Genomic DNA, 22979 nt, shown 5'->3' on the forward strand with positions numbered 1-22979 from the left:
TCGTGCAGAGTCAAAATGTTGATGCCTTCGAGGCAGCATTGCGTTCATTACCGCAGGCCCGCGAGGCGCTCGGCGCTTACCCGTTATCCAGCGAACAGAAACGTCTCTGGCTGCTTGCTCAATTAACCGACGCCGACACATTGCCGGTTACGGCGCGCTATCAATTTACGGGAACGCTGGACATTGCTCTTGTCCAACAAAACCTGAGCGCCTGGGTGGCTCACAGTGAAGCATTGCGCAGTGTGTTTGTGGAAGTGATGGGCCAACCGGTGCGGCTGTTGATGCCCACGGGGCAGGTCAAACTGGAATATTTTCAACAACGGTATGCCGACAATGATCTGGCCGAATGGGTGAACGCGCCTTTTGATCTTGGCTTGGGGCCGCTATTACGTATTTTCATTAGCCGCATCAATGCGCAATGTTACGAACTGCGGCTTTGCGGCCATCCTATCGTGGTTGATGAATACTCGCTACAGCGGATCGCACAGTTCCTTTTCCTGGCCGATCCTTGCTATGAACAGCCTGCTCCCGGTGCCTTGGCGACGGCGTTCCAACAAGAACAAACGCAACTGCGTGATGAACAGTACCGAGCACAGTGGCAGCAATGGGGGGCGACCCTCCAGGCACCGGCCGCAACGGAAATTCCTAGCGAGTCTCCGCGCCCACCGGTCAAGGGCACTCGCCGCAAGATACATGAGCTGCAGACCGCCCATGCGGGCTCGCCGCCGAGCGAAACCAGCCTGGTTGCCAGTTGGTTGACGGTATTGATGCGCTGGCAAGGCTCACAGTCGGCATTATGCGGCGTCAAAGTGCGCGATCGGGCGCATGCTGCGCTGGTCGGCCCCTTGCAAACCTATCTGCCGATTCGTGTAGATATGCCTGATAACAGCACCCTGGCCGACGTCTGCCATCAGGTCGAGCAGCAGTTTAACCATGGTGTTAAACCTTCATTCTCTTCGCTGCTGGAGATTTGCCCACCCAAAAGAGATTTGAGCCGCGCTCCCTATTTCCAAACCGGCGTGGCGTACATTGCAACGCCTGTCGGCTTGACGCCGGTGGAAAGCGGCCAATTGGTGTACCTGCCTAGCAGGCACCCCTCAAGCGATCTCGATCTGTTTATTACCTGCTGGGTTTATGAAGGCACCCTGACTCTGGCGTTGGACTACGATGGCGACGTGCTGGATAGCCATCAGATCGCTACATTGGCGCAGGCGTTAGCGGTGGTGTTGTCGACGTCGCGCCACCACCCGCTGGCTACGGTTCCCTTGATGAGCGAAAGCATGCAAGCGCAGATCCTCATGCGTTGCCACGGTGAGCGCACGGCGCAGGAGGAGGGCACCTTGACCGCGCGGGTGGCGGCCGCCGTAGCGCAAACGCCGGCAGGTATCGCCGTTATCGATCACAATCACCGGCTTTCTTACCGCGATCTGTGGGCCAGGGCGGAGTGTGTGGCCGCTAACATCCAGCAACACGTGGCAAAAACCGGCAGCATCATTGCGCTGGCTCTGCCGCGCTCAGCGGATTTTATCGCTTCTTTGCTGGGTGTCTTGCGCTCGGGCCATACGTTCCTGCCTATCGATCCGCGCTTACCGGCCGATCGTATCCGTTTTTTGATTGAAAACAGCGGTTGCGAACTGGTGATTACCTCGCGCACTCAGTCGGTCGCTGGCTGGCCGGAGACGGCCAAACTGTGGCTTGAAGAACTTGACCCCGAGGCGCGCTGGACCCCTCCCGCCGGGCTGATGGACCGCGATGCGGCTTATGTGATTTACACCTCGGGCAGTACCGGCGTTCCTAAAGGCGTGATGGTTGAACATCGGCAGGTGCTGAATAACCTGTCATGGCGGCAACGAACCTGGCCGCTGTCGACGCACGACAACGTGCTCCATAACCACTCCTTCAGCTTTGACCCAAGCATTTGGGCGCTGTTCTGGCCGTTATTGAACGGTGCAACCGTCGTTCTGGCCGACGTCAGCGCGATGGAGGACAGCAATGTTCTGCTGGATTTGATGATTCGTCACAACGTCAGCGTACTCGGCGGCGTGCCGAGCCTGCTGGGTGCCCTGATCGACCATCCATCGGCCAATCAATGTCGCGCAGTCAAGCTGGTACTCAGCGGTGGAGAGGTCCTGAACACGGAGCTGGCGCGCAAAATCCGCCAAATCTGGCGGGCAGATGTAGCCAATTTGTACGGCCCGACGGAAGCCACTATTGATGCGCTTTATTTTAACGTGCCGACGACGGGGGGCGCCGCAATACCGATCGGTTATCCGCTGGATAATACCGCAGCCTATATTGTTGACCCCGATCTTAATCCGGTGCCGGATGGCGTGATGGGCGAAATCATGCTAGCCGGGCAGAACCTGGCGCGGGGGTATCTGGGTAAGCCAAGTGAAACTGCACAGCGTTTTTTACCCAATCCTTTTGGCCGTGGGCGCTTGTATGCCACCGGTGATCTGGGCCGCCGCGGGTCATCCGGCGCTATTGCTTACCTGGGGCGGCGCGATCATCAGGTGAAGATTCGCGGTCATCGTATTGAGCTGAACGAAGTGGCTCACCAGCTCAGTCAGATACTGGATCTTAACGAGGCGATTGTGTTTGCCCTGCATGCTGGCACGGAGCAGGCACAGCTGGTCGCGGCGATTGAACGGCAACCGGCCCTGAATGACGCCAGTATCAAGCAGATATTGCAACGCCACTTACCGGCCTATCTGATCCCTGGGCAATTCCTGCTGTTGGATGAGCTTCCCAGAACGCCAACCGGAAAAGTCGACATGCTCAAGCTGCAGCAACTGGCGATCCCTGCCCGCGATAGCGTTGTGGCCACTGAACAGCGGGCACCACGCTCGGAGCTTGAAAAATCGGTAACGGATGAGTTTGCGCAGGTTCTTGGGGCAACCTACATCACTCCTGACAGCGATTTCTTTATGCAAGGGGGCACGTCCATCCTGCTCACCCGTCTGGCTGGCCGGTTGTCCGCGCAGTATCAGGTGCAGATACCGCTCCATGAGTTTTTCCGCACACCGACACCTGCAGCGGTGGCGGAGGCGATCGAAATTTATCGACGCGAAGGGCTGACCTCATTGCTGGCACGCCAGCATGCGCAAACGCTGGAGCAGGATATTTTCCTGGATGAACATATTCAGGCGGGTGATTTACCGCACGCGAATTGGTATCAGCCTGCGGTGGTTTTCCTGACCGGTGCTACCGGCTATTTGGGATTGTATCTGCTAGAGCAATTGCTAAAGCGCACCCGCAGCCGGGTCATCTGCCTGTGCCGTGCGAAGGATGCCCACCATGCCAAGGCGCGGATCATGGAAGGGCTGGACATGTACCGCATTACTCTTGGGGAACAACTGCAGCGCGTTGATTTTCTGGTGGGCGATCTGGCGTTACCGCACTTTGGGCTCAACGAGCAGCAATGGCAAACCCTGGCGGCAGAGGTTGATGTGATTTATCACAATGGCGCTCTGGTTAACTTCGTCTATCCCTACAGTGCGTTGAAAGCCACCAACGTGGGTGGAACGCAAACCATTCTGGAGTTGGCCTGCACCACGCGGCTGAAAAGTGTCCAATACGTTTCCACCGTGGATACGCTGTTGGCGACACATTCACCGCGCCCCTTTATCGAAGATGATATGCCGCTGCGTTCCGCCGTCGGCGTCCCGGCGGGTTACACCGGCAGTAAATGGGTGGCAGAAGGTGTGGCGCATCTTGGCCGCTCGCGCGGCATACCGGTCAATATTTTCCGGCCAGGGCTGATTCTTGGCCATAGCGAAACCGGGGCGTCACAGAGCATCGATTACTTATTGGTGGCTCTGCGCGGCTTCCTGCCGATGAAGATCGTCCCCGACTATCCACGTATCTTTGACATCGTCCCGGTAGATTATGTTGCCGCAGCCATCGTCCACATTTCACTGCAGCCACAAGCCAGGGATAAGTTCTTCCACCTGTTTAACCCCGATCCGGTCACCATCCGGCAGTTCTGTGACTGGATCCAGGAGTTTGGCTATCAATTCGAGCTGGTTGACTTTGAGGTGGGGCGTGAGAAAGCGCTGTCTGTCGCGCCGGGTCACCCGCTATATCCGCTGGTTCCGTTGATCAGAGACGCCGATCCTCAGCCGCACCGTGCGCTTGATCCTGAATTTATCCATGAAGTGAATCCTCTGTTGGAAGGCCAACAGACATTTGAACTGCTGGCTTCTTCGGATATTCCGCTACCGCAGACCACTAAAGCGTACGCACATAAAATTTTGCGCTACCTGATCGAAACAGGTTTCTTGGCCGAGCCGAACAGGCAGGCGATTTATGAGACACAGGATTAACAACATGGGATCACTTGAATTTCCAATTGCACGTGCGCCTTTCATTCTGGGATGCCCGGAAAGCCTGCCGGAGAGCGAGCAAGCACTGGCGGGATCGGCTGCGATAGCGCGCCGAATTCTGGCCAGCCTGGGTGAATTACCTCAGCCCCGCAGCCTGCAACAGTATCTCGACCGGCTGCGGGAACTGATGGCGCAACTCCCTTCGGCCTCTGAAGGTTTAATGACTGACGATCCGCGCGAGAGCCAGGAGAACCGAGACAATGATGTTGCATTCGGTATTGAACGCCATCAGGGAGACTGTGTGGTCCTGATGATCAACGCGACGTTGGATGCGGTGATCCAGGCAGGTGAGCTGGCAGAGCGCAACGGTACGAGCCTCAGTCATGGCGAATGGAATGACATGATGGCTACCGCCGATGCCATTCTGCAGGGCATTGCCACGCCGCGTGCCTTACCTGCAGTGCGCATTCTGTTCCAACCGGCGAAGGCCAAAGCCGGGGAGGACAGCCAGGACCCGCTGCGGCGCTGGGTTCGCGGCCATCTGCTGTTCATGGTGCTGTGCCAGGGCATGAGCCTGTCGACGCAACTGCTGATCGGCGCTGCTCGCAATCAAGATTTTGAGCTGGCCTGCGCGCAGGCAAATAAGTTGATTCAGTTGATGGATATTTCCCGCATCACGCTGGAGTTTGCGACGGATCTCAGCCAGCAACAGTACCTTAGCCAGATTCGCCCCACGCTGATGCCGCCGATCGCCCCGCCCAAGATGAGCGGTATCAACTGGCGCGACCACGTGGTCATGATCCGTTTGATGCGTCAATCCACCGCGGCCTGGCACTTTATTGAGCAAGCGCAACCCGCCCTTGCGCAACGTATGCGCAGCGTTTTGGCGGAAGTTTATGCCGCCCATCGCGGCGTCTGCGAAAAGTTTGTCGGCGAAGAGAATACCAGCCTGTTAGCCAAAGAGAATGCGACCACCGCCGCAGGCCAGGTTCTGGAAGGGCTGAAGATGTCGCGGCTCAAACTGTTGAAAACCAATAACGCTTGTGGCGTGAAGTGACGCCGATATTCCCGGCTGCTCCCGCTCATGACGCGGGAAGCCAAATTGCAAAGGAGATAACCATGGCGACGTTCCTGGGTGAAGACGATGCGGTGCAATGCATCGTCGTCGTTAACGCCAGCAAACAGTACTCAATCTGGCCTGTTGGAAGAAGCATTCCGGCAGGTTGGCAAGAAGAAGGGTTCAAAGGGGCACGTGCAGACTGCCTGGACCATATTGCAGAGGTCTGGGTGGATCCCACCGCACCTATTTAACGTGAAGCAACACTCTTTACTGCAAACTACCACTCATCGTATAGAAGGAAAGAAAATGACATTAACCCATCGCGTCATCGATCGTGCTAAACCTGCCGTGTTGGATATGCCAGGCTTGTCGAACATTCTTTTTGGTCACGCTGCTTTTCAATATCTCCAAGCCAGTTGTGAGCTGAACCTGTTTGAACACGTCAGCGAGTTACGTGAAGCAACCAAAGAGAAAATCAGCGCCGCGATGAACCTGGAGGAGCGTGCGGCAGACATCCTGCTGCTGGGTGCTACGTCATTAGGCATGTTGGTCAAAGAAAACGGTATCTACCGTAATGCCAAGGTGATCAAAGAGCTGATGGAAACCGATGATTGGCAACGTTTCAAAGATACCGTCGCCTTTGAGCATTACATCGTCTATGAAGGGCAATTAGACTTTACTGAATCGCTACAGAAAAACACCAACGTCGGGCTCAGACGCTTCCCGGGGGAGGGGCGCGATCTCTACCATCGCCTGCACCAGAATCCGAAGCTGGAAAGTGTGTTCTACCGCTATATGCGCTCCTGGTCAGAGCTGGCCAACAAGGATTTGGTTGCGCACCTGGATCTGTCTCGCACCCATAAACTGCTTGATGCGGGCGGCGGCGACGCCGTTAACGCATTAGCGTTGGCTAAGCACAACCCGGATCTGAACGTTACCGTGCTGGACATCGCGCACTCGATCCCCGTTACTCAGGGCAAAATCAACGAGTCCGGGCTAGGTGACCGGGTGAACGCCCAGGCGCTGGATATTCTGCACGAACCCTTCCCGACGGGGTATGACTGCATTATGTTTGCCCACCAGTTGGTTATCTGGACGCTGGAAGAAAATACTCACATGTTGCGTAAAGCCTACGACGCGTTACCAGAAGGCGGGCGTGTGATCATCTTTAACTCCATGTCGAACGATGAGGGCGACGGCCCGGTCATGGCGGCACTCGACAGCGTGTATTTTGCCTGCCTGCCGGCTGAAGGCGGCATGATTTACTCCTGGCAGCAGTATGAACGCTGCTTGGCCGAAGCGGGCTTCAAAGACCCGCAGCGTACCGTCATTCCTGGGTGGACCCCGCACGGCATCATCGTTGCCCACAAATAATGGTTACTCCTCCAGCTTGGCTGGAGGAGCACTCGGCGTTAATCTCATTTAGCGGGAATAAACAGGATATGGCGAACCAAGCAGATACTCATGATGTAATGCCGCAACAGATCAGGCAATTACTGTATAGCCAGCTTATTTCTCAATCGATTCAGACGTTTTGTGAATTGAAATTGCCCGATGTGTTGCAGGCGAATGACCAGGCGACCTCAGTGGCAAGGCTGGCAGAAGCAACGAGCACCCACCCGGCAGCGCTCTTGCGCCTGTTAAAAGCGTTAAAGCAATTCGGCCTGGTCAGTGAAAATGCCGAAGGCTTTGCTTTAACCCCGCTCGGGGCAAGCCTGACAACGCAGGCTTTTGCCTCGGCACAGCCCAGCGCGCTGTTAATTAACGGTGAAATGGGGCAGGCCTGGCGCGGCATGGCAAGCACGATCCGCACCGGGGAGTCCAGTTTCCAGCGCCAATACGGCACCACATTGTTTGAATATTTTGAGGCGCATCCTGAGCGCAGAGCCATTTTCGATCGCTCGCAGGATATGGGGCTGGATCTGGAAATTCCAGAGTTGCTGGAACATATCAATCTGCGTAATGGTGAGACCATTGTTGATATTGGCGGTGGTTCTGGGCACTTGCTGATGCATATGCTGGAGAAATGGCCAGACAGCCGTGGGATCCTGTTCGATTTACCTGTCGCTACCGATATTGCCAGGCAGCGCCTGAATGCCTGTGAAAAAGCAGATCATGTTGAGATCGTCGCCGGCGATTTCTTTAAGGCAGTGCCGGGAAACGGCAGTTTTTATCTGTTATCGCATGTCCTGCATGACTGGAGCGACGAGGATTGCCACAACATTCTCACCACCTGTCGACGCAGTATGCCGGATAACGCTCTGCTGGCGGTGGTTGATCTGGTTATTGATGATGCAGAGAGTACGCAACCTAATACCACGGGGGCGATGATGGATCTCTATATGCTTTCTCTGTTTGGCATCACGGGGGGGAAGGAGCGCAGTGAGAGTGAATTCAGAACGCTTATTGAGCAGAGCGGCTTTGTTGTCGAACAGGTAAAACGCCTGCCAAGTGGTAACGGGATTATTTACGCCTATCCTAAATAGCCCGGTCAGCAGCATCAAACCGTTGCTGCTGTACAGAGATCAAGCCATATACCTGGCTTTAAGCCTTGAGGAGAAAGAATGTCTAAGCTGGTTTATTACGTTGCCGCAACCATGGATGGCTATATTGCCACTCAACAACACGAGTTGGGCTGGTTAGAGAGCTTCACGCTGGGGGATGACGCCACCCCTTATGATGATTTCTATCAGACCATCGGGGCCGTGATCATGGGGGCCGAAACCTATAACTGGATCATGAAAAATGCGCCCGATGACTGGCCTTATCAAAATGTTCCGGCTTTTATCATGACCCACCGCGAGCTGGCAATACCCGCTGGCCTGGATATCACGCTAGTACAAGACGACGCGAAGACCATTGCCGCGCAGGCAAAACGCGCCGCGGGTGAGAAGGATGTCTGGCTGGTTGGTGGGGGGAAAACCGCCGCTTACTTTGCCGAGGCGGGTGAACTGCAACAGTTGTTTATCACCACCATTCCGGTTTTCCTGGGCTCCGGCGTTGCCGTGCTGCCTGTCAGCCAAAACGTGCAGGTGATCCCCAAGGTACAGCGCATTTTGCAAAGTGGTGCGCTGGAATGTGTCTCGGATGTAAAACTCACATAGTAGCCACGCGGCGCGCCGGATAAACAGAGGAAATAATATGAAACGGCTTATCTTGAGCCTATGCCTGCTCATCGCAGTCATGCTTGCTGCCTATCATGGGGTTCGTATGGTGAAGCCCGCCGGGCTGACGAATGCGGATATGCACGACGCAGGCTATCTGAATGTAAAGCAAGATTTGGGCGTGATCGCCGCCCATCCTCATCCGGCAGCCTCGCCGCGTCAAGCGGAGGTAAGGCACTATCTGCAAGAGACCATCAGCGCCATGGGCTATCGCGTGGTTGAGCAGCCGTTCACGTTCACCATTACCGATATGGTCAGCCAGCAAGAAAGGCTTTACGCCAAACTCAATGAGCCGCAGCGTAAGGCCTTTGATGCCGAACTGGCGCGCGTGGGCGCCGCAGGCAGTTTTGAAAAAGAAGTACGCATCCGCTCGGGCTTGCAAGACGGAGAACGTGGGCAGGGCACCAACCTGATTGTCACGCATACTGTTCCGGGAGCGACCGGCACCGTTCTGCTTATGGCTCATTACGACAGTGTCGGTACTGCACCGGGGGCCAGTGACGACGGCATGGCCGTATCCTCCCTCCTGCAACTGATGCGGGAAACCATTTCGCATAGCGATGTGAAGAATAACGTTATTTTTTTACTTACTGACGGGGAGGAACTGGGGTTATTGGGGGCAAAGCATTTTGTCTCTCAACTGAGCCCCGCAGAACGGGATGCGATCGGGCTGGTGGTCAATTTTGAAGCCAGAGGCAACAGGGGAGTGCCTTTGTTATTTGAAACTTCACCCAAAAATAACCGATTAATAAACGTCTTAAATAACGGTGTGAAGGATATTATTGCTTTCTCATTTACACCGCTCATTTACCAGATGCTGCAAAACGATACTGATATGACGGCGTTTAAACCCTATAACGTCACAGGGCTGAACTTTGCCGTGGTCGAAGGGGTTGAGCATTATCATCATATGAGTGATACGGTAGAAAACCTTCCTCCGGAAACTCTCTTCCGCTATCAGAAAATGGTACGCGATGTTGGCCAATATTTTATTCATGATGTCGATGTTTCTACCCTTTCTGCCGACGAAGACGCGGTCTATTTCCCGCTCCCCTTCGGCAAACTGCTGGTGATGCCGTTAATGGCTGCCTATTTGGCCGGTGTAGGTTTACTGATATTATGCGGCGTATGGGCATGGCAATGCCGCCATCCAGCGAAAAATAACGGCAATCGGCGTGCCCTGATTAAACCTGGGGCGATCGTGCTTTTGGGTATGATTTGTGCTGCGCTGTCATTCCTTGCCTCCACGGTTGTTTACCTGCTGACGATCCCGCTGCTGTTCTGTGTTCTCCTCACGCTGCTAAAACAGCATTTCTACCTGGCTTCCTTAACGGCATTATTGGGAGTATACGTTACGGGGATCCTCTATTTCCCGGTGATATATCTTGTTACCTCCGGGCTTCAACTCCCTATCGTCGCTGGAATTATTGGGCTCATCCCTTTGGCTTTGTGGATCCCGGCGATCGCCGGTGTGATGCGCAAGTGAGCCCCGCATGATAGGCGTGCAACCGTGCCGATGACGGTTGCACGTTAATGGGGGAGGGATGTGATGGTTAAATATCCTGTACCCCCTCCGCTAACCGTGCTGCGCTTGTGATCTCAAAACTTCACACCCGCGGCTTCTTGCTGACCCATTTGAGCATAAACCTCCACAGCGGCTCGGAGTTCTTCCTCTATCCATTCTGTTTTTTCCTTTTCTAACATTGTTAACTCCTACTCATACTTGGTTATAGCTTTTCTCTATCTTCTTTAGGGAAACGAATAGAATCCGGATCTAAAAAATCCATCAAATCAATTAAGGCATGTTGCATTTTTGTAAGTCTAACATGCCCATCATTAGTATTTCCTGCTGCTATACGCTCAATCTCTTCAGTAAGATAGTTCAATGAAGCATCTCTGGGTTGAATATAATCCTTAACATATTTTCCATATCCAATACACTTCACCCCATTAGCATAAGGTACTAGCATCCCTTCACCTATTGCTCTTTGTTCACCTGCAAACACCATTAATACCTCACCTAACTTCTCAGTACCCATATAATGATAAATTTCATTCTGTAGTTTACATAACTCTCTAGTTTGGTTATCGTCATCTAAACTTATGAATTGAATTTCACATCTGGCAGCCTCAGTCCAAGCAAAAAACTGTGCAAATAAAAATACTGTGTTATTGATTGCGTAATCTCGCTGCCTACTGCCCCCCTCAACATAGTAGGTTTGAAAAAAATCACCCTTCACAATGTTATATATTCTACTTTGTAAGTCTGCTGCAGCTCTAATTAATGGCTCTTTGTATGTACGTATCCTATCCTCCTTCTCAACTCTCCGTTTTTCATTCATCAAGAAAATATCAACTGACCGACTTGCTTGAGATGCCTTAATATTACCCCACGCTGAAATTCTCGCAGACCTTATAGATGCGAGAATAGCTATTCCAGAAAAAACCATGGATGCTATTGCAGCGAACTCTTCCAGACTAATGTCCATAAAATCTCCTGAAAAATAATCCCGCAGTGTATTCAGTTGCAACTATCGTAATCTATCATTAGGATTCAACTGTACCGCTGCATCCAAATGATCCGGAGCAAAGTGCGCATACCGCATGGTCATCTGAATCGAGGTATGACCGAGTATCTCTTTCAAAACCAATATATTGCCACCATTCATCATAAAATGGCTAGCGAATGTGTATCGTAAAACGTGAGTTAACTGCCCTTCTGGTAGCTCAATATCAGCCTGTCTTAATGCTCGGCGGAAAGAGTCATAACTGGATGAAAATAATACACCGCGTTTTTTAGGCAACCGATTATAAAGAGTTTTTGAGATTGGAATTGTGCGGTTCCGTTTCCCTTTCGTATTAATATAGGTAATTCGATGTGGTACAACCTGAGATTGTTTCAAACCTTCGGCCTCACTCCAACGTGCACCAGTAGCAAGACAAATACCAACAACATTACCTAAATCCTGGTTAGACGATTGATCGTAAACGCTAAGTAGATGCTCAATATCATCCTGGTAGAGAAATGCCAGTTCGTTTTCGCTCTCTTTAAACTGACGAAGGCCATCAAGAGGGTTATCTCCCTCCCATTCGCCTAGATGTTTAAGCTCGTTAAATACTGCATTAAGGTACGAGTGTTCACGGTTAATCGTCGACTCTTTTACTGGCTTTGTGAATCGACCAAATTTACCACTTAGGCGTTGTTTCCGGTATTCGGCAAAGTCAGCTTTGGTGAATTCACTATCGACTGGATCGCCGAGACTCTCGCATAGTTGTTCCAGTTTACGCAAGCGCCCTTCGCCATCAGCGAGAGAACGACCATGCATGTCATACCAACGATTAACCAACGTGACCAAGCTTTGGGCGTTGCTCTCTGCATAAGAGCTATCAACATCCACAGAGTACAATTTAAGCTGACGCTCATAAGAGAGCGCTTCACCTTTGGTCGCAAACAGTTTACGGATTCGCTTACCTTCTCGACCCTGCGGGTAAATTTCACAAATCCACTTACCACCTGGGGACTTTCTTACCGCCATTAGCTATCCTTATAGTGCATTACGTAATAAGCGTTTTTCTGTATGTAATTACAGTCATCAACACTTGATGACTGTAATTACATACACGCAGAGAATTTTATGCACTCTTCAAACTATCATAAAATTCGTTCAACTCTAGTATGGCTCTTCGGATAGAACGATAATCATTTTTAGGAACATCTGTATAAGCTTCACTCCCATCCTCATTCTCTTCAATCAAAAGACCTTTAGGTTTATATATAGTATTCAATAAATCTACGTAGCAACCATAGTCTATTGAGTAAACATTATATCTCCTACCTACGATATCTTGAGCTGACGCCCCTTGTTTTATTACATGTAAAACCCTGTTATCAAATAAGAAATCTATCAATTGATTTCTTATGCTCGACTCTAACATAAACGCTTTGGCAGAGCGTCCCTTGATAACTTTGTCTACTATCCAATTTAATAAATCTGATGCATTTGGCATGCTTTCTATTGTATTTTTCTTTGCTCTTATAAAGCAATCTTTAGCAGACCTTCTAATGATAGGTATTGATATTTTGTCATTCTCCGCTTTAAGTGCGCACTCGGAAATAATGCTTAATGCATCTCTTGCAACTCCTTCACAAGACATTGCAAACTCACTAGCCGCATTATCTTGAGTAAAAGTTTGAGAGGCGAATTTTCGCACATTTGTAGGTACCGCAGATTCATCATCAAACGCCAAGGCATGCTTATGAACAAGATTAATAAAAAACTCTGCGCTTTTTTAGCATCATTATCGAATACCATAAATTCATCCAAACTGATATGACTACTAGCGTCAGCACCAAGCTCGATACCTAAATTATATCCAGAAGATAATACTTTTTGAAATTTACTTCGGTTTTCTATAGCACCTATCTTGACGATAATATTGTGGTGAGAAAAAAATGTTCTCTTCAACATATCGGCCAAATATGGTTGTAGATCTAATGGTATTTCCGCCCACTCATCAATTAGCAACCATAACTTTTTATCACCCAAAGCTGCGTTTATTTTTTTAGTGGCTCTAGCAATGTCTGGATATATAATGTGAAATTCTTCACTTCCTGTTGTTTCTATTATCTCTTTACTTTTCAGCGCCCTTGCCAAATCTTCTTTAATTGCCCCACTTGCAATTAAACTATCAAGTTGAGCCTTCAACTCCAAACTTAATCCATATGAAGATGTTAGTTCTGAAGTATTCTCTGTTGTTGTTTTCTTTTCTCCACTGATCTTCGTATTAGATGCTGAATCAATAAAATCATCTAACCCCTCAAGAAGTTCTTCTGATTTTATATCTGATGTTTCTGGTAGTTTAAATGCTTCATCTTTTATATGTTCATGAATTGCTTGCAATGTATCAACTATCAATGTCATTGCTTTCTGTGACGCAGGAGTATCCACTTCTGAATACAGCCCTCCATTTGAACCAATATTTCTCAGATCAATATAAACAGATATATCACCATTATTTTTCATTTGCTCTGACACATATCGCAATAAATGAGTTTTACCTGTGCCCCTACGACCAAAAACAACTGCATTTTCCTTTACTGTAACCGAATCAAATAATGTTCCCGTATCGACAAATGACTCAATTATATATTGCCCTTCAAGCTTCTCGGCTCGTTTGGCTATTTTCCTAAGAATTTTATTAATTTTTATCGATGACATTAATCTCTCCTTAACCAATATCAATGGTCACTAAGAACTTTGCAATAAAATCAATACTTCTACTCGGCCACACAACATCCTCAATCAACCAATTTTTATCTGGTAATGCTTTCACTTTCTCTACAATCGCAACCTCTTCTTTTATCAAAACCCACCGGCCGTCAGTGATACTGTTAAAATCTCGTTCGGTCAGCCACGCAATATTTGAGGATTGTATATACAGAGGATTTCGAGGCAATAGAGGAAACATATCTTTTTCCACAACTAAGTTTTTTAGCACCTGAAAAGTACCATCATTCAAAGACCATCGTTCGAAATTATCGAACTCCTTACTCATCTCAGCATGGGCAAGTTTATTATCGAATTCAACTGTCTTTGTACCCAGTGCAAGCCACTCTAAAGATCTGCCAGTTTCTAAAGCACACTGAATCACCACATCCCCAGGAAAGTAGTCTCTCTTAATCCATGTGCTTACAGTCCCATTCCCTACGCCAAGGTGATCATGTAGTTGCTTTTGCGTACTAAAGCCGTATGCCTGAAGAATGCGCTGAATGACTGCTTTGCCACCGTCAAATTTCATGGATAACACTTTCCACTTTTTATAAGTTGAAATATAACAAATTTGAATTTATCGTGAAAAAATATATCAAATGATATCAGTCAGTAACCATTTATAACTAACAGAATAGAATGCCTTATGAAAAAGCCACTTTCAATATCTCTGATCACCCCTTTCGTCACAGTTGATGAGTTTTCTCGTATCAGTGGCTTACCTGTTGGCACCTGCTATGACTGGATCCATAAAGGAAAGTTGCCTATCAGACCAAAGGTTAGCGGGAATGAGCGAACTCTAATCAACATGCTAGCTCTGCTCAAAGAAGCGGAGTTATGCACCTTAATCGCCCTTTGAATTCAAATTTGTGAACCAATTATCGGATAATGTGAAGGTTGTGGATATGTTTGATACGCAGCAAGGCATACATACACATTGGGATTCAGCTTGTGAACGCTTTGCTGAAAACCATAACCTTGCCGATCTTGCGCGAGTCACAGAAATGTCTGCTCAGGTATTGCGTAACAAACTGAACCCAGACCAACCGCACCGCTTGACCGTTAATGAACTTCTACGTCTTATCCATCATACCAAAGACTACACCTTGGTCGATGGCGCACTGGCGCAGTTAGGCCGTTTACCTTCTGTAGCTGCTGATGAAATCGTATCTGCTACTAATATTCCCGCCCAAGCGCTAAAAATTAGTGCTGCGGCCGGGGAGTTTGCGGGTGAATCAGTTCAGTTAATGACGGGCTCCCGATTAACCAAAGAACGTAAAAACGCCATCGTAGCGCGTGCTAATACTGCTGTTCGCGATCTGATGTTGTTTGCTTACGCCATTGAATAGCGTTTCCACTCTATACCCGTGCTTTCAACCACAGCGGATCTACTTACCAATGGCACACTACCTGGCTTTATGTGAGGACAACCATGGATAATCCTATCTCGATCACCCCGTTACTATGGCGGCAGAAAGGCTGCCAAAGTAACTCAGTTGAAATTCGCCACGGCAAGGGCCACCAAGGATAAAACACACCAAACAGGAACGCGGCGATCGCTACTGGTGCAAGAAGAACGCAGAGGCATCGCTCACTCTCTTGGTGAAGGTGTATTCGCTGAGCGGCATACGGTACCTGCGTTCGATGTTGGCAAGTTACCGATAGGCCCGCCCATTGATGTAAAAATGCGTGCACTACGGGCTAAACGGCATCAGCGGAGCGGTTACGAGCGGGAACTATTAGTGGTTAATGACGCGTGTAGATCATGCATAATTATGCAGATGCTAAATTTTATCTTCTGAAGTGTGATTTCAGGCACAAAAAAACCGCCCGAAGGCGGTTTGAAAATCTTTATAAATCAATGTGGTACCCGGGGCGGGACTTGAACCCGCACAGCCATAAGCCGAGGGATTTTAAATCCCTTGTGTCTACCGATTTCACCACCCGGGCTCGGGAAATTTGGAGGCGCGTTCCGGAGTCGAACCGGACTAGACGGATTTGCAATCCGCTACATAACCGCTTTGTTAACGCGCCTTAATTCTGTTTGCCTTTTCAGGCCAAGACTCGTGATACACCAGCCTTATTAAACTTTACTAGGATAAGCATTGACAATCATGACTTATCTCTATGAAAACACTAAATTTTATTAACGCTGTGTGCTTTCGATGTGCAGGATTATGGACTAATTAAAAAAGGTTGGCAACAAAAAATTGCGTATTCCACCTGGCGCTCTGCTCGTTTGCTCAAAACTTACCTTATCTGGGTATAATCTAATCAATTCAGTATCTTGGCGGCTAATTCCTTGCACTATTCCTGGTCAGCCGCCAAGCGTCAAAGCGCATTATCAGGAGCGCCAGAAGGTGCGTGAGCATAGGATGAGGATAGGGTAGATCTCCAATCGGCCGAACAACATTGTGGCGCACATCAGCCACTTAGCCGGTGAACTCAAGGTGCCAAAGCCAGCTGCGGTTTCGCCAAAACCTAAGCCCATATTATTAATGCAGGCGGCGACAGTGCCGAAAGAGGTCATCAGATCGTAACCCATCAGGTTCAGCGCCCAGATGAAGAAACAACTGAAAAAGATATAAAGAAAGAAGAAACTCCAGACGGAGCGTAATACTCGATCCTGAATAGGGGCACTCCCCACCTTGATGGTATACACCGCATTAGGGTGCAACATCTGGTGCAGTTCACGCCGACTTTGTTTGTACATGATCAGGAAACGTAATGCCTTGATCCCGCCGCAGGTCGAACCGACACAGCCGCCAAAGAAACTGGATGCGAGCAGGATTATCACCGTGTGCGAGGGCAGGTTGGCGTAATCTGCGGTTGCCAAACCATTGTCTGTCATCATGGAACTGGTGAGCAAGAATCCATGAACAAAAGCATCTTTGGCACCGTACATCTTTGAGCTGAAGAGTTGAATGCATACCAATGCCATGACAATGGAAAGTGCCAACAGGAAGAAACGTAATTCTGGGTTTTTGTATAAAGGTTTCAGGCTGCGGTGCTGAGCGGCGACAAAATAAAGCGTAAAGTTGACCGCCGCGAGTATGGAGAAAATCCCTCCCACCATTTCGACGGCGGCGCTGTCATAAAAGCCCAAACTCTCATTGCGGGTGGAAAATCCCCCTAGCGAAACCGTCGAAAGGCCATGACACAGAGCATCGAACCACGGCATGCCAGCCAGACGGAACGCAAGAATACAAAGCAGCCCCAGTAGCATATAGGTTGACCACAGGCTTTTAGCCGTATCGGCCAATCGTGGTGTCAGACGTTCTTCTTTAAATGGGCCCGGCATTTCAGATTGATACAGCTTGGTGCCACCAATGCCCAGCAGCGGTAATATTGCAACAGCCAGCACGATGACGCCCAAACCACCAATAAAATTAAGCTGGGCACGGTAATAAAGAATAGATTTTGGGACACCGCTGATATCATTCAGTACCGAGGCTCCCGTGGTGGTGATACCGGAGACACCTTCAAAGACAGCATCTGTCAGGCTGATATTCAGGGTATCGTCTATCCATAGTGGCAGGGCGCTGATGAGAGAAAAGAATATCCAAAATAGTACGATAATTAAAAAACCATCTTGAGTACGCAGTTGTACTTTCTTTTGACGCGAACTTTGCCAACAGATCCCCCCCAGCAAGCTAGCGATAATCAGGGTGTAGAAAAACGAAAACAGGCTCTTTTCTTTGTAAATAAGAGCTATTATCATCGGCGGCAGCATAGAGAGGCTATAAAGCAGAACCAGGAAACTGCAAAGATTGATAACGACTAACGTTTGTTTTTTATTGACCATGTTGTTAAGCAGACTACGCTAGCGGCAAGCGGGCACCTTGGGTGAATTGTCATAGTAAAGAATAAAGCAAGTGGCATAAAAGCGTAAGATTTTAATATCAAATTTGTCTTTTACCTTAGCGGCACTATGATTCAGGCTGAGCGTTAAATCAGGAGAATGCAATAGAAGAGATTGAGCTTTTTAGGCGAGAACATCTCTGTCACCAATGCACGATTTATGGTTGGCTACAAAACTTATGCCATGAACGGGGTCACCTCGGTTAGAAAAGGTGAAAGGATAAGGCCTAAAATAATACCGATACTCTTTGTTCTGGCAGGGATCCTCCTTTTCTACGCCCATCATCACGTTTAGAACCCTTGCCTCTGCATTGCTGATTGCTTATAAGGCGATCAAGCCTGAATACAGCGTTGTGTTTAATAGCGCGTCGGGCGAGAGTCAGAATGAAAAGTATATCAATACGGTTATTGATGCGTTAAATCAATCCATTGGCCATCGCGGCGAGTCATAAATCAGCGAGACCAAGGCCCGCGATTTCCCCTCCGGTTGCAGCGCGCTATCCTTTGCTAAACTGTAAACAGGTAGATGTGCTGCTCGGCAACAGGGGGTTATATGTCTGAGTCCGAACTTCTTCAGGCGTTGTTGCAACGTATTGCCGCTCTGGAGGCCAGAGAACAATCACTGACCGCGGCTTCAAATGCCTATCAAGCCATTATCACGACCATTTTGGGTAATTTGGATAAAACTACGCGCGACAAAATTATCACGATGATCGAGCAGGCGCATGAAATCGCCTACGTGCGTGCTGCACAGCGTTGTGATGAAGCGAAGAAACGTAAAATCAAACAGGCTGATGACGTTGCTCAACGCATGTTTATGGTTGCCCAGGGGAAAGCCTCACAATCGCGCTGAACCCGAAATATAACAGTTTACGGTGGATAATATCGTAACTGATCTACCTCGCCAGACTGCCTCTGTGTTAGCGTGAACAGATGTGGGTGGAAGTAATGATGTGCTGATGCATAAGGTCATTGCGATGGATGTGATCAAAAATATCTTGATGAAAGAAATCGAGCAAATTAACCAGCAAGAGGGGCGTGATGGCAAGCCTCGCTTCAACGGTGAATTTGCACGTAACCACCGTTATTTGTGCCTGGCGATGTTTGTTGGCTATTTGGCCGTGGTTGCGGTGATGTATCCAGTGCCTTACATGGGGCTGCTGGCTTTCTTCGGTTTTACGGCTTTTGTACTGTTTATGTTTGCCATGCTGTTGCTTGAGATTAAACCGGTTTACCGCTTTGAAGATATCGGCGTGTTGGATTTACGCGTTTGCTATAACGGGGAATGGTATTTTACCCGTGCGTTATCACCACAGGCAGTGCAAGCGTTGCTTGATGAACCCTCTGTTAGCATGGCGCTAAAAGCACGGGTACAGGAAATTATCGCTCACAAGGGTGAGATCGATTTTTACGATGTTTACGATCTGGCTTATTCAAAGAAGCTGGATAGCCAAGTGGCAACGCTAACTGCGCTAAACTGAAGGGTTTGCGCACGTGTGGATGTCGATTATAATCGCTCCCTGAACTAAGTGGGTTTTGAGGGTGTTGCGATGAGTGATGATATTTTCGATTTTGATATTGATGCCGAATTAGCGAAAGCTGAAGAAAAAGCGGCGCAAAAAGCCAAAGAAGTCCCGGAAGTCCTTGAAGATGAGGCGGACTGCGAGGGTTGCAAAATCTGATCGTGATTCCAATCAAAAGACCGCTGCGGCGGTTTTTTTTTGCCTATCAAAAGGTAAAAAAAAGCCCGTGCTTTAGACGGGCATAACACTTGAGTATGAGGGCAATTTATTGTTTTTATCAATCCTGTTAAGCATACGCTGAATGGGCATCTGATGATGTAGGCACATTGTAACAAAATTGTTATTTTAATCTCTTGCCGTTGTTCACGGGCTAGTCCAGCATGAATCCCCAGATTAACAACCCCACAACGATGACGGTGCACAATGCCGAAACCGTGAGCAAAATCTTTCCCAGAATGTCTTTTTCTTGTTGTTGTGCCACGTTACCTTACCCAATCAATGTGTTATGAACCCAATCGGCGATATTCAGAGCCAGCACAGCCACGCGATGACATGTATTATTATTGAGCATAACGCCAGGCTAAAGCCCGATACTGCGCAACCCACACCGATATTGCGACAGGCAGAATACCTGGTCTTTGATAATGACTATCGTTAAGAGTTTTCCGGGAAGGATAAGTTCCCGGAATGTTGTGATTAGCGTGGTTGCGGCGGGTACTTGAGGTCAATCGGTAACGATCTTTACACCTATCTTAATGATTTTATTGGCTTCCATCTCGGCGATAGTCCAGGTCAGGCCATCCCACTCAACCTGATCGCCTAACACAGCCTCACCGCCGATCAACTCGGTAACAAACTGACCGAGCGTCTGTTGACTGTCGATACCTTCCTGCAGGTTGAGGCCATAGAGCTGAGAGATATCACTCAGGCGTGCATCAGATTGCAGAATGAAATCGCCGAAAAAGCGTTCATCGGGCGTAATGGGCGGTGCAGTGCTGAACAGTTTACCGAGCATGGGAAGATCGTGCTCGTGGCCGATAACGCACAGAATATCATCTTCAAGCAAACGGGTACTGCCGCTGGGGTGCAATAGCTCTTTGCCGCGGAACAGGGCAGCAATATGGGTACCTGGCGGCATTTTGAGTTCGCGCAGCGCGGCCCCAACGCACCAGTTTTCTGATGTCAGTTGATAGACGAACTGCTCCCACTGGTTTTCAGGATGAATATCCAACCCCACGCGGGAAATCGGCGTCGGTGCCGGTGGCACGACCACTTTGGCTTTTCTGGCTGCGAAAGAAAGGGTTGTGCCTTGCAGCAGCAGAGAAACCAACACCACAAAGAAAGCGACATTAAAAAACAGATTCGCATTCGGCAATCCTGCCATCATGGGGAATACGGCCAGGATCACCGGCACTGCGCCGCGTAACCCGACCCAGGAGATAAATACGCGCTCGCGCAAAGTAAAGTTGCGGAAGGGCAGCAGCCCGACAAATACCGAAAGTGGCCGTGCAAACAGGATCATCCACAGTGAAAGCAGCAGGGCAGGGATCGCAATCGGTAACAGGTCATGCGGATTAAGTAATAACCCCAGAACCAGGAACATACCGATCTGGCTGAGCCAAGCCAGCCCGTCAAAGGTTTGCACAATGCCGTGCCGGTTGCGGATTGGGCGGTTGCCCAGCAGCAGCCCGCACAGGTAAACCGCCAGAATGCCACTGCCGTCCAACGCCGTGGTCAGTGCGAAGATCAGAATACCTCCGCTGACGGCCAGCAGAGGATACAATCCTTCAGCCAGCTTGATATGGTTGATCAGTGTCAGCAATAACCAACCGCCGCCCAGCCCCACAATGATCCCCATACCGAACTGCTGCAGCAGGTGGACAAGGAACATCCAGCTCAGGGAGGTTTCCCCTGCGGCAATCATGGCGATTAACGTAACGGTCAAAAACATGGCCATAGGATCGTTGCTGCCGGATTCAATTTCCAACGTGGCGCTGACTCGCTCGTTCAGCCCTTTGCCCCCCAGCAAAGAGAATACGGCTGCTGCATCGGTGGAACCAATGATAGCGCCGATCAGCAAGCCCTGAATCAGATCGAGGTTAAACAACCAGGCAGCCGCCATGCCGGTTAATCCGGCGGTGATCACAACGCCAACGGTGGCCAGTGATAATGCGGGCCATAATGCAACGCGGAATGAGCTGACGCGGGTACGCATACCCCCATCAAGCAGGATCACGGCGAGGGCCAGGTTACTCACCAGATAGGCGGCTGGGTAGTTGTCAAAAGCGATCCCTCCTGGGCCATCCACGCCGGCCAGCATACCGATTGCCAGAAATATCACCAGAATTGGAATGCCTAATCGCGAGGAGAAAGAACTGAGGAAAATGCTTGCCCCCACCAACACGGCACCGATGATGAACAAGCTGTTGATCGTGCTGGCATCCAAAATAGCGATCTCCTATAGGCTGAATGAAATTAAGGGGAATCTGAGCATAAACTTTGCGTAATAATAGCCTGTTTTTCTGGTAAAACGCCAAGGCTGATTGCCAAAAGAATTGAGCTATTATTGCTATTTCAGATTAAATTTATAGAAAAGAGCGGTGAAAGAGTGCTATTTCTCACTTTTATCGCTATTAATCAGCTAATTGATTGATGGCTATGATAATAAACCCAGCTGCCGAAACGCGCCTGCTGCTGGAAAACCATTAAATCCTGATGGAGATTTAATGGTTTGCCACTGGTTTCTCGTGACCGAGGGATGGTAGGGGCATTTGATCAACTCTGTTGCCCGTTTCCTGTCTGCTTCTGAGATCACATCAAGATCGCGACTGGTCAGTTCGGCTACCAACAACCCCACCACCTTATGCTCAGCCTGTTTGATAAAAAATCTGTTAAGATCGGCGCCAACCCACTCATTTCTTTGTACGAACAAGGTAAAGCATCACGTTGTTGAATATCAAACTGTCAGTTCGCTTAGCGCTGCTCGTCAGCAGCGCAGCACTATTATCCGGCTGTGGCAGTATTATCAGCCGCACGATACCTGGAGCAGGGCACGGGCACCAATACTATCCCGGGGTGCAATGGGATCTCCGTGATACGCCTTGGCGCTATATCACGGCGATAGATGTGCCGCTGTCGATGGTGGTGGATACCTTTATGCTGCCGTTTGACGCTCAGCATGGGCCTTATGAATAAGCATCGCGGGCAGGCAAGTGGCAGAAAGCTGGCATTGCCTAGCCCGATCGTTGCTCAGCGTTCATCCCATTCATCGGCTGCGCTTTGGCCTTCTTCGGTATCCAGTGGCGGAACCAACTGGAAGTCACCTTCTTCCCATTCATGCAGCGTGTTTTCGTCCAGCCATTCTGCACGGATTTCAATTTCGTCATAATCACCATCAAAAATCGCTTGGGCAGCAGCACCGCTGCGCATGGTCAGGCACTCGACGGATTCGCCTTCCTCTTCGAAAAACTCTGCCTGCCACATGGCGTCACCATCCAGCATGATGTATTTCTGCAGATTAAATTGCTGCGGTACCGGGGGCTCATTATCGATGCCGATGGCAGATTCTATAAACTCTTCGCGGGCGGCTTCGATTGCCTCTTCCAGGGTTGCATACAGGCTCATGTTCATCTCCTTGTGCAAATCGTCTTTGGGAACCCGAAGGTTGTGTTGAACATCAGAATTAATTGTTGTCGCACTGCCACAGGATGCAAATATTTTATTGTCCGTTTTGCGACGAGAAGAAAGCAGGAAATAATGGCAGGGTATCGCCCGCC

20 protein-coding genes and 2 tRNA genes are annotated in these 22979 nt (G+C 49.5%); 12 read left to right on the plus strand and 10 right to left on the minus strand.

Annotated elements, in window-relative coordinates; genetic code table 11:
• Positions 1 to 2: 2 nt before the first annotated feature.
• The 7 genes from WG891_RS23175 to WG891_RS23205 all read left to right on the plus strand — a co-directional run bounded on the left by WG891_RS23175 (position 3) and on the right by WG891_RS23205 (position 10035).
• Positions 3 to 4325: a non-ribosomal peptide synthetase family protein gene (locus WG891_RS23175; RefSeq protein ID WP_337264684.1), complete on the plus strand. Its 4323-nt coding sequence runs from the start codon at positions 3 to 5 to the stop codon at positions 4323 to 4325.
• A gap of 4 nt (positions 4326 to 4329) precedes the next feature.
• Positions 4330 to 5382, plus strand: a complete 1053-nt coding sequence (locus tag WG891_RS23180; RefSeq protein ID WP_337264683.1) for a hypothetical protein — start codon at positions 4330 to 4332, stop codon at positions 5380 to 5382.
• Between the two features lie 62 nt (positions 5383 to 5444).
• Positions 5445 to 5636 carry an MbtH family protein gene (locus tag WG891_RS23185; protein WP_337264682.1) on the plus strand — a complete coding sequence of 64 codons (192 nt, stop codon included), beginning with the start codon at positions 5445 to 5447 and terminating at the stop codon, positions 5634 to 5636.
• A gap of 55 nt (positions 5637 to 5691) precedes the next feature.
• A complete protein-coding gene (locus tag WG891_RS23190) occupies positions 5692 to 6759 on the plus strand; it encodes a methyltransferase (protein ID WP_337264681.1) in 1068 nt (355 codons plus the stop codon).
• A 68-nt stretch (positions 6760 to 6827) separates the two neighbouring features.
• Entirely contained in the window at positions 6828 to 7871 is a 1044-nt protein-coding gene (locus WG891_RS23195) for a methyltransferase (protein ID WP_337264680.1), read from the plus strand.
• 78 nt (positions 7872 to 7949) lie between these two features.
• Complete coding sequence (locus WG891_RS23200; RefSeq protein ID WP_337264679.1) at positions 7950 to 8489, plus strand: dihydrofolate reductase family protein; 540 nt, start codon at positions 7950 to 7952, stop codon at positions 8487 to 8489.
• A gap of 37 nt (positions 8490 to 8526) precedes the next feature.
• A complete protein-coding gene (locus WG891_RS23205) occupies positions 8527 to 10035 on the plus strand; it encodes a M28 family metallopeptidase (protein WP_337264678.1) in 1509 nt (502 codons plus the stop codon).
• Between the two features lie 241 nt (positions 10036 to 10276).
• Here the strand turns inward: WG891_RS23205 and WG891_RS23210 are convergent, their stop codons facing one another.
• The 5 genes from WG891_RS23210 to WG891_RS23230 form a co-directional block, all read right to left on the minus strand.
• On the minus strand, positions 10277 to 11038 hold the full coding sequence (locus tag WG891_RS23210) for a lysogenic protein (protein WP_337264677.1): 762 nt from the start codon (positions 11036 to 11038) through the stop codon (positions 10277 to 10279).
• A 42-nt stretch (positions 11039 to 11080) separates the two neighbouring features.
• Positions 11081 to 12085: a phage integrase gene (locus WG891_RS23215; RefSeq protein WP_337264676.1), complete on the minus strand. Its 1005-nt coding sequence runs from the start codon at positions 12083 to 12085 to the stop codon at positions 11081 to 11083.
• 97 nt (positions 12086 to 12182) lie between these two features.
• Entirely contained in the window at positions 12183 to 12704 is a 522-nt protein-coding gene (locus WG891_RS23220; RefSeq protein WP_337264675.1) for a hypothetical protein, read from the minus strand.
• Positions 12671 to 13768 carry an ORC-CDC6 family AAA ATPase gene (locus WG891_RS23225; RefSeq protein WP_337264674.1) on the minus strand — a complete coding sequence of 366 codons (1098 nt, stop codon included), beginning with the start codon at positions 13766 to 13768 and terminating at the stop codon, positions 12671 to 12673. Before WG891_RS23225 ends, WG891_RS23220 begins: the two co-directional genes overlap by 34 nt.
• A 10-nt stretch (positions 13769 to 13778) precedes the next feature.
• Entirely contained in the window at positions 13779 to 14348 is a 570-nt protein-coding gene (locus WG891_RS23230; RefSeq protein WP_337264673.1) for a phage repressor protein CI, read from the minus strand.
• Positions 14349 to 14724: 376 nt separating this feature from the next.
• Between WG891_RS23230 and WG891_RS23235 the strand changes: the two genes are divergently transcribed.
• Positions 14725 to 15168, plus strand: a complete 444-nt coding sequence (locus WG891_RS23235; protein ID WP_337264672.1) for a phage regulatory CII family protein — start codon at positions 14725 to 14727, stop codon at positions 15166 to 15168.
• Between the two features lie 515 nt (positions 15169 to 15683).
• Here the strand turns inward: WG891_RS23235 and WG891_RS23240 are convergent.
• From WG891_RS23240 to WG891_RS23250, 3 genes are all read right to left on the minus strand, one after another.
• Positions 15684 to 15769, minus strand: a tRNA-Leu gene (locus WG891_RS23240).
• Between the two features lie 10 nt (positions 15770 to 15779).
• Positions 15780 to 15853, minus strand: a tRNA-Cys gene (locus WG891_RS23245).
• 310 nt (positions 15854 to 16163) lie between these two features.
• On the minus strand, positions 16164 to 17624 hold the full coding sequence (locus WG891_RS23250) for a TrkH family potassium uptake protein (RefSeq protein WP_337264671.1): 1461 nt from the start codon (positions 17622 to 17624) through the stop codon (positions 16164 to 16166).
• 609 nt (positions 17625 to 18233) lie between these two features.
• Between WG891_RS23250 and WG891_RS23255 the strand changes: the two genes are divergently transcribed.
• The 3 genes from WG891_RS23255 to WG891_RS23265 all read left to right on the plus strand — a co-directional run bounded on the left by WG891_RS23255 (position 18234) and on the right by WG891_RS23265 (position 19362).
• Positions 18234 to 18533: a sigma-S stabilization anti-adapter protein IraP gene (locus WG891_RS23255; RefSeq protein ID WP_076939816.1), complete on the plus strand. Its 300-nt coding sequence runs from the start codon at positions 18234 to 18236 to the stop codon at positions 18531 to 18533.
• A 124-nt stretch (positions 18534 to 18657) separates the two neighbouring features.
• Complete coding sequence (locus WG891_RS23260; protein ID WP_156293857.1) at positions 18658 to 19161, plus strand: YlaC family protein; 504 nt, start codon at positions 18658 to 18660, stop codon at positions 19159 to 19161.
• Between the two features lie 69 nt (positions 19162 to 19230).
• The gene (locus tag WG891_RS23265; protein WP_277755854.1) at positions 19231 to 19362 is read left to right on the plus strand and encodes a hypothetical protein; all 132 of its coding nucleotides are present in this window, start codon (positions 19231 to 19233) and stop codon (positions 19360 to 19362) included.
• A gap of 565 nt (positions 19363 to 19927) precedes the next feature.
• Here WG891_RS23265 and WG891_RS23270 read toward each other — a convergent pair.
• Complete coding sequence (locus tag WG891_RS23270; RefSeq protein ID WP_337264670.1) at positions 19928 to 21649, minus strand: potassium/proton antiporter; 1722 nt, start codon at positions 21647 to 21649, stop codon at positions 19928 to 19930.
• Positions 21650 to 22158: 509 nt separating this feature from the next.
• Between WG891_RS23270 and WG891_RS23275 the strand changes: the two genes are divergently transcribed.
• Positions 22159 to 22398 carry a YceK/YidQ family lipoprotein gene (locus WG891_RS23275; protein WP_337264692.1) on the plus strand — a complete coding sequence of 80 codons (240 nt, stop codon included), beginning with the start codon at positions 22159 to 22161 and terminating at the stop codon, positions 22396 to 22398.
• A gap of 54 nt (positions 22399 to 22452) precedes the next feature.
• On the opposite strand, the gene WG891_RS23280 is transcribed toward WG891_RS23275, so the two are convergent.
• A complete protein-coding gene (locus WG891_RS23280; RefSeq protein ID WP_337264669.1) occupies positions 22453 to 22827 on the minus strand; it encodes a MysB family protein in 375 nt (124 codons plus the stop codon).
• Between the last annotated feature and the right edge of the window lie 152 nt (positions 22828 to 22979).

It is taken from the genome of Serratia sp. MMO-28 (assembly GCF_037199905.1).
GTDB classification, from domain to species: domain Bacteria; phylum Pseudomonadota; class Gammaproteobacteria; order Enterobacterales; family Enterobacteriaceae; genus Chania; species Chania oryzae.